The following is a 6478-nucleotide window of genomic DNA, read 5'->3' as shown; positions in this document are numbered from 1 at the left end:
GGGGAGTGCGCCGCCGGGTTTGCGTACCTGGCGGTCCGGGCCGGCCTCGCCGCGGAGTTGGCGTACGGCCTCGACCAGCAGGAACAGGCCGCGCATACCGGGATGGCAGGCGGCAAGACCGCCCCCGTCGGTGTTGACCGGCAACTCCCCGTCCCGCAGCAGCCGCCCCTTCTCGACGAACGCCCCGCCCTCGCCCTTGGCACAGAAGCCGAGGTCCTCCAGCGTCACCAGGGTCATATAGGTGAAAGCGTCGTAGAGCTCGGCGAGGTCGATCTCGTCGGGGCGCACACCGGCGCGTTCGAAGGCCAGCCGGCCGGAGACCGCGGCGGGCGAGACGGTGAAGTCGTCCCACTCCGACATGGTGGTGTGCGAGACCGCGGTGCCGGAACCGAGCACCCATACCGGGGGCTTGGCGAGGTCATGGACGTAGTCCTCGGCGACGAGCAGGACCGCGCAGCCGCCGTCGGAGCGGATGCAGCAGTGCAGTTTGGTGAACGGGTCGGCGATCACCGGGCCGGAGAGGACCTCGTCGACGGTGACCGGGTCGCGGTACATGGCATCCGGGTTGGTCGCCGCGTTGGCCCGCGCCTGGACGGCTATCTGGGCCAACTGCTCCAGTGTGGTGCCGTATTGATGCATATGGCGACGGGCGGCCATGGCGTATTTGGCGATCAGGGTGTGCCCGTAGGGGACCTCGAACTGGAGCGGGCCGCGGGCACCGAAGGAGAGGTTCGCGGTACGGCGTCCGGCCTTGAGGTCGGCGCGGGCGGTGGAACCGTAGACGAGGAGTACGGCGTTGGCGTGGCCGGCGGCGATCGCGTCGGCGGCGTGTGCGGCCAGTACCTCCCAGGTGGAGCCGCCCACCGAGGTCGAGTCGACCCAGGTGGGGCGCAGTCCCAGATATTCGGCGACTTCGACGGGCGCGAGAGTCCCCAGACCGGCCGAGGCGAAGCCGTCGATCACCGAACGGTCCAGACCGCTGTCGGCCAGTGCCCGGCGGGCGGCCTGGGCGTGCAGGGCGTACGGGGTGGCCTCGTCCACGCGCCCGCAGTCGGACAGGGCCACTCCGGCGACGGCGACCCTGCGATTCCCGTAAGGGGTCCCTGAAGTCATGAATCTGACGGTACATCAGATATGGGGGAGTGGGCAGGGCGCGGAGGGCCGCTCGGTGCCCGGCCTGGAGTCCGCCCGGTGTTGCCCCGATGCCCGGCCCGATGCCCGGCCCGGAGTCCGCCCGGTGTCGACCCGGTGCCGTCCCGGCGCCCGCCCGGTCCGACGGGCCGGGCCCGCCCGGGACCCTGCCTGCCCGGCCTGGGTGAGGAAGCGGAAGTAAAGCGATTATCCGAGAATCGGAGATATGGAAGAAGGCTTCAAATGCTTTCCCGGGAAGGGTATTCTCCATTCGCTGTGTGTAATTCACCGGCCCCACTTCGGCCGGTTTGCTGCTCGCTGTTGCCCATACGGTGAAGCAGGCATTTCCGTGTGCGGGACAAGGTCGTCCCGCCTGCCTCAGGGAGTGTCATGTTCGCCTATACGTCAGAATTTCCGGCGTCCGGTCAGGCGCCGGGCCCCGGATTAAGTGCCGCATTCTTAGCGGGGGCCGTGATTCCCGTGGGCGCCATGCCCGGTGGAATTACCCTCGCTCCCGATGCGGCCCGCGCATATGTGGCCAACCAGGGCTCGAATACGGTGAGCGTGATCGACACCGCCACCGACGCCGTCACCAGCACCATCCCCACGGGGGCAGGCCCCTCCTTCGTGGCGGTCGGCCCGGACGGCACCCGCGGCTATGTGACGGTCTCCGGCGACGGTCTCGTCAGCGTGATCGACACCGCCACGAACGCCATCATCGCGAACATCCCCGTGGCGTCGGGCCCGGCGATGGCGGCGCTCACCCCGGACGGCACCCGCCTCTACGTGACACAGCAGGCCGGCAACACGGTGAGCGTGATCGACACGGCCACCGACACCGTCACCGGCACCATCACCGTCGGGGGCGGGCCGCTCGGCCTGGTCCTCACCCCGGACGGGACCCGCGCCTATGTGGCGTGCCTCTTCTCCGGTGCCGTGAGCGTGATCGACACCGCCACGGACACCGTCGCGGCCACGATTCCGGTCGGCGGCGTCCCCATCCTGCTGGCGGTGGCCCCCGACGGGGCCGAGGTCTACGTCACGAACGTCGCCACCTCCACGGTGGGTGTGATCGACACCGTGGCCAACGCCGTCACCGCCACCATCGGCGTCAGCGGCCAGCCGCGCTTCGTGGCGGTGAGCCCGGACGGCGCCCATGCGTACGTGGCGAATTCCCTCCCGGACACGGTGAGCGTGATCGACACCGCCACCCACACCGTCGTCGAGAACATCGGCGTGGGGGACGGCCCCACCGGCATCGCGGTCTTCCCGGACGGAACACACGCCTACGTGAGCAACTCCGAGGCCGGCACCGTCGGGGACATGGCGACGACGGTGATTCCCGACCAGGGGCGCACGGCAGGCGGAACGACGGTGACGCTCACCGGTCACCACCTGGCCAATGCCAGTGCTGTGCATTTCGGTACCGCCCAGGCCGCCATCACCGCCAATACGGCGACCTCGCTGACCGTCACCACTCCCGCCGGATCGGGCGTCGTCCCCGTGACGGTCACCACCCCGGGCGGCACCGGCTCGCTCGGATTCTTCTACTACATGCCGTTGCCCGCGCTCACCGGCATCAGCCCCGCCGCGGGCCCCGTCGCCGGCAGCGACCAGGAGATCGTCATCACCGGCCGCAACCTCGCCGGGGCGATCGACGTGTACTTCGGCTCCACCCGAGCCGTCATCCAAAGCGTCTCCGACACCCAGGTCACCGTCAGGGCCGCCGGTGCCCCGGGGCCGGGCGGCGTCGCCGTCACGGTGTTCACCGCCGGCGGGAGCGCCGACGGGCTGACCTACACCTACGTCAGCCCGTCCACCGTCACCGGTGTCAGCCCCGACGCGGGGCCGACCTCCGGCGGCACGGTGGTGACCATCACCGGCAGCGGCCTGTCCACCACCGACCAGGTCACCTTCAACGGCGTCCCGGCGCCCTTCGAGATCGTCTCCGACACCACGGTGACCACCACGTCCCCGCCCAGCGGCACCCCCGGCACCGTCGCCGTCACCGTCACCGGCCCCGGAGGCACGCCTTCCGGATCGTTCACCTACCTCTCGGACCCCGATATCTGATCCCTCCGGCGCCGCGCCCGACCGGGCGGCAGATCTGGCCTGCCCGAGCGGCGCCGGAACACCGAGCCCCCGGCCGGTCAGGGGCGGGAATCGCGGCGCCGCGGCGTCATGGCGGTATGGCGGTATGGCGCATTGGGCACCCTGCGATATCGGCCGGGAATTACTGCGCCATTACCGCATTTCATAGCCACAGTCACAGTCATAGCCACAGTCACAGCCATAGCCAGTGCATTTCCCTTCCAGTCCCAGAGGAGAAAACCGTGCGTCACTTCAAGCATGTCGCTCTGAGTGCGGCCGCCGGATTGGCGGCCCTCCTTTTCTGTGCGCCTTCGGCATCGGCTGCCACCGGTACCGGTTCCGGACCCAATCCTCCGAGAGAAGAAGTCTTCCAGCTGGTTGCGAAGCAGACACAGGGCGGTCTCGTCGATGTGGACGGGTCGGGCGGCCCCAGTCTGGGGGACGAATTCGTCCTGAGCGGGAATCTCTTCCGCGGCAGCCTCGCGGTCGGTACCTACAGCGAGATCTGCACGCTGACCCGGTTCGCGCCCGCGGATGAGTTCGACCTCCAGTGCGCGGCCGATCTGGCCCTTTCCCAGGGGCAGCTCACCGTGCAGGGCCGGTTCACCGTCACCACTGCCGGCCCCGGCAACATCGACCTGGCGATCACCGGAGGCACCGGGCGCTACCGCACGGCCCACGGCTTCCTCCACGTCGTCAACGTCAGTGACACGGAGTCGCACCTCACGGTGCATCTCACCCTCTGACGGGGCGGGAAGGCTCCCAGGGCGGCGGGCGGTCCGGGCGTCCCGGGACCGCTGCCCTGCCCCGGCCCCTTGCATCGGTGCCTCGGCCCCTGCTCCGCCTTCGTAGTGAAGTAGGGGCAGGGGCGCAGGTGTGGGGACCCATCGCCCCGTTCTCGCCCCCTTCCCCTCCCGGGAGTTTGCGGACTCGCCCTAGGAAAGTGCACCCCTCGTCCCTACTATGACGGCCCGTCAGATCGGAAGCGGGGGCCCGTCGTACCGGACGGGCGTTGTCGCACGGCCGGGAGGAGCCCGCCGATGGATGCCGCGTTCACCGAGGAGCAGCACGAAATCCGCCGTACGCTGCGCGAGCTGCTGCTCAAGCGCTGTGGTCCGGACGAGGTCAAGGCGGCGGTACGCACCCCACCCGGGTACGACGAGCATCTGTGGCGGCAGCTCGCCACCCGGCTCGGCCTGCCCGGCCTGGCGCTGCCCACCGCATACGGAGGGGTGGGCTGCGGGCCCACCGAACTGGCCCTGGCCTGCGAGGAGACCGGCCGCGCCGTACTCCCCTCGCCGCTGATCGCCACCGCCGCGCTGGCCGCGCCGCTGATTCTCGCGCTCGGCAGTGAACGCCAGCGCACCGCACTGCTGTCCGCCCTGGCCACCGGAGAGCTGACCGGAACACTCGCCGTACCGGGCGGGCAGCTCGCCACCGCACTGGCCCTGACCGGGCCGAACGACGGCGACTGGGCGGGCGGCGGCCGGGCCGGCGGCATCCAGGCGCGGATGCAGGACGGAACGTGGCGGCTGTACGGGGAGGCCGGGCAGGTGCTCAACGGGCACACCGCGGACGTGCTGGTGGTGGCCGCGCACACCGGTGGGTTCGTGCGCGGCCGCACCCTGCTCTTTCTCGTACGGGCGGCGGCGCTCGGCCCGGCGGACGGAGCCGACGGAGCGGACGCGGGGCGCGGTGCGGGGCCCGGCGTGCCCGGTCTGCTGCGGACCCGGCAGACCGCGCTGGACGAGACCCGTCCGCAGGCGCGCCTCGAACTGCGGGAGGTTCCGGCGGAGTTGCTGGGCGAGGTGGACGGTGATGAGGCGGCGGTGGCCGGCGCGCTCGCCGCGACCGGGGTGGCGGCGGCCGCGGCGCTGGCTGCCGAGGCGGTCGGTACGGCCGATACGGCGCTGGCCCGGACGGTCGCCTACGTCCAGGAGCGCGAGCAGTTCGGCCGGCCCATCGGCTCCTTCCAGGCGGTCCAGCACCGGCTCGCCGATCTGTATGTGACGCTCCAGGCGGCGCGCTCGGCGGCGTACTACGCGGCCTGGTCGGCGGGCCGTGGCCGGTCCGAGGCCGAGGGGGCGGCGGGACCGTACGGTGCGGCCGAGCCCGGTGTGGGGGCGCTGGCGCTCGCGCAGGCGCTGGAGACGTTGCGTGCCGTGGCGGCCGAGGCGGTGCAGTTGCACGGCGGTATCGGCTTCACCTGGGAGCACGAGGCACATCTGTACTTCAAGCGTGCCGCCTGCGACGAACTGCTGCTGGGGCCCGTGCACCGGCTGCGGGCACGGGCCGCCGAGGAGGCGGGGCTGTTCGCGGGCGGGGCGGGGGAGACGGTCGGAAGTGCCCCCAAGGACGGAAGCACCCCGACGGACGGAAGCGCGGCGAGGGGGCGAAGCGCCCTGAGGGACGGAAGCGTGGCGAGGGGTCGAAGCGCCCCGACGGACGGAAGCGCGGCGAGGGGCCGAAGCGGGACGGCGGACGGAAGCAGGGTGGCGGGTGGAGGCGGGGCGAGACCCGCGAGCGCCGGTGTGGCCGATGGGTCCGACGCCGCCGGTGGGCCCGGTGCCGTCGGTGGGCCCGATGCCACTGATGGGCCCGATGGGTCCGGTGCGTCCAAAGCGGCCGATGCGTCCGCGGAGGCCCATGCGCCCGAAGCGGTGGAGGCCTGATGCCGCCGGGTGAGCGGTTGCTCCAGAGAGTCTCCGCGACCCGTACGTTCGCCCGGGTCGCGCCGCACTTCATCCCCGCCCTGGACCGCGCGGTGCACCGGCTGACCCGCGGAAAAGTGCTGCTCAGCGCCCGGATGCTGCCCGGGGTGATCCTTACGGCGACCGGGGCGCGGAGCGGGCAGCCGCGGCGTACCCCGCTGGCGTGCCTGCCGGAGGAGGGCGGCGGCTGGCTGCTGATCGGCAGCAACTTCGGGCGGCCGGGGCATCCGGCCTGGACCGGCAATCTGCTCAAGCACCCGGACGCCGAGGTGAGTTGGCGGGGCCGGGACATTCCGGTGCGGGCCCGGCTGCTCACCGGGGAGGAACGGGTGCAGGCCTGGCGGGCGGCGCTGGCGTTCTGGCCGCCGTACGCCGCGTACCAGGCGCGGGTGGCGCGGGAGATCCGGCTGTTCCGGCTGGAGCGGCGGTGATCCGTCCGCTGTGTGTGCGGTACAGCTATGGCAGGACGGATACAGGACCGGTGACGAACGAGCCCGGCAGCACCGGGACTTCGAGGCGCGGCTGCCTCTCGGGCCGCTTCGGCT

At 71.7% G+C, this 6478-nt stretch carries 4 protein-coding genes and 1 pseudogene; 4 read left to right on the top strand and 1 reads right to left on the bottom strand.

Annotated elements, in window-relative coordinates:
• Nucleotides 1–1113: acetyl-CoA acetyltransferase (locus tag M8I34_RS30030; protein ID WP_250054691.1), on the bottom strand; the 1113-nt coding region annotated here is incomplete at its 3' end.
• A gap of 507 nt (nt 1114–1620) precedes the next feature.
• Here M8I34_RS30030 and M8I34_RS30025 point away from each other — a divergent pair.
• The 4 genes and pseudogenes from M8I34_RS30025 to M8I34_RS30010 all read left to right on the top strand — a co-directional run bounded on the left by M8I34_RS30025 (nt 1621) and on the right by M8I34_RS30010 (nt 6364).
• Nucleotides 1621–3204, top strand: a complete 1584-nt coding sequence (locus M8I34_RS30025) for an IPT/TIG domain-containing protein (protein ID WP_250054689.1) — start codon at nt 1621–1623, stop codon at nt 3202–3204.
• Nucleotides 3205–3464: 260 nt separating this feature from the next.
• Entirely contained in the window at nt 3465–3968 is a 504-nt protein-coding gene (locus M8I34_RS30020; RefSeq protein ID WP_250054687.1) for a hypothetical protein, read from the top strand.
• Nucleotides 3969–4262: 294 nt separating this feature from the next.
• Nucleotides 4263–5591, top strand: a pseudogene (locus M8I34_RS30015) (acyl-CoA dehydrogenase family protein); the annotation flags it as partial.
• Between the two features lie 302 nt (nt 5592–5893).
• Nucleotides 5894–6364 (top strand): nitroreductase family deazaflavin-dependent oxidoreductase, encoded by a 471-nt coding sequence (locus M8I34_RS30010; protein ID WP_250054685.1) that lies wholly within the window; start codon nt 5894–5896, stop codon nt 6362–6364.
• Nucleotides 6365–6478: the final 114 nt, after the last annotated feature.

The organism is Streptomyces sp. MCA2 (assembly GCF_023544705.1).
Taxonomy (GTDB): domain Bacteria; phylum Actinomycetota; class Actinomycetes; order Streptomycetales; family Streptomycetaceae; genus Streptomyces; species Streptomyces decoyicus.
This window is presented reverse-complemented; position numbering and strand designations above follow the sequence as displayed.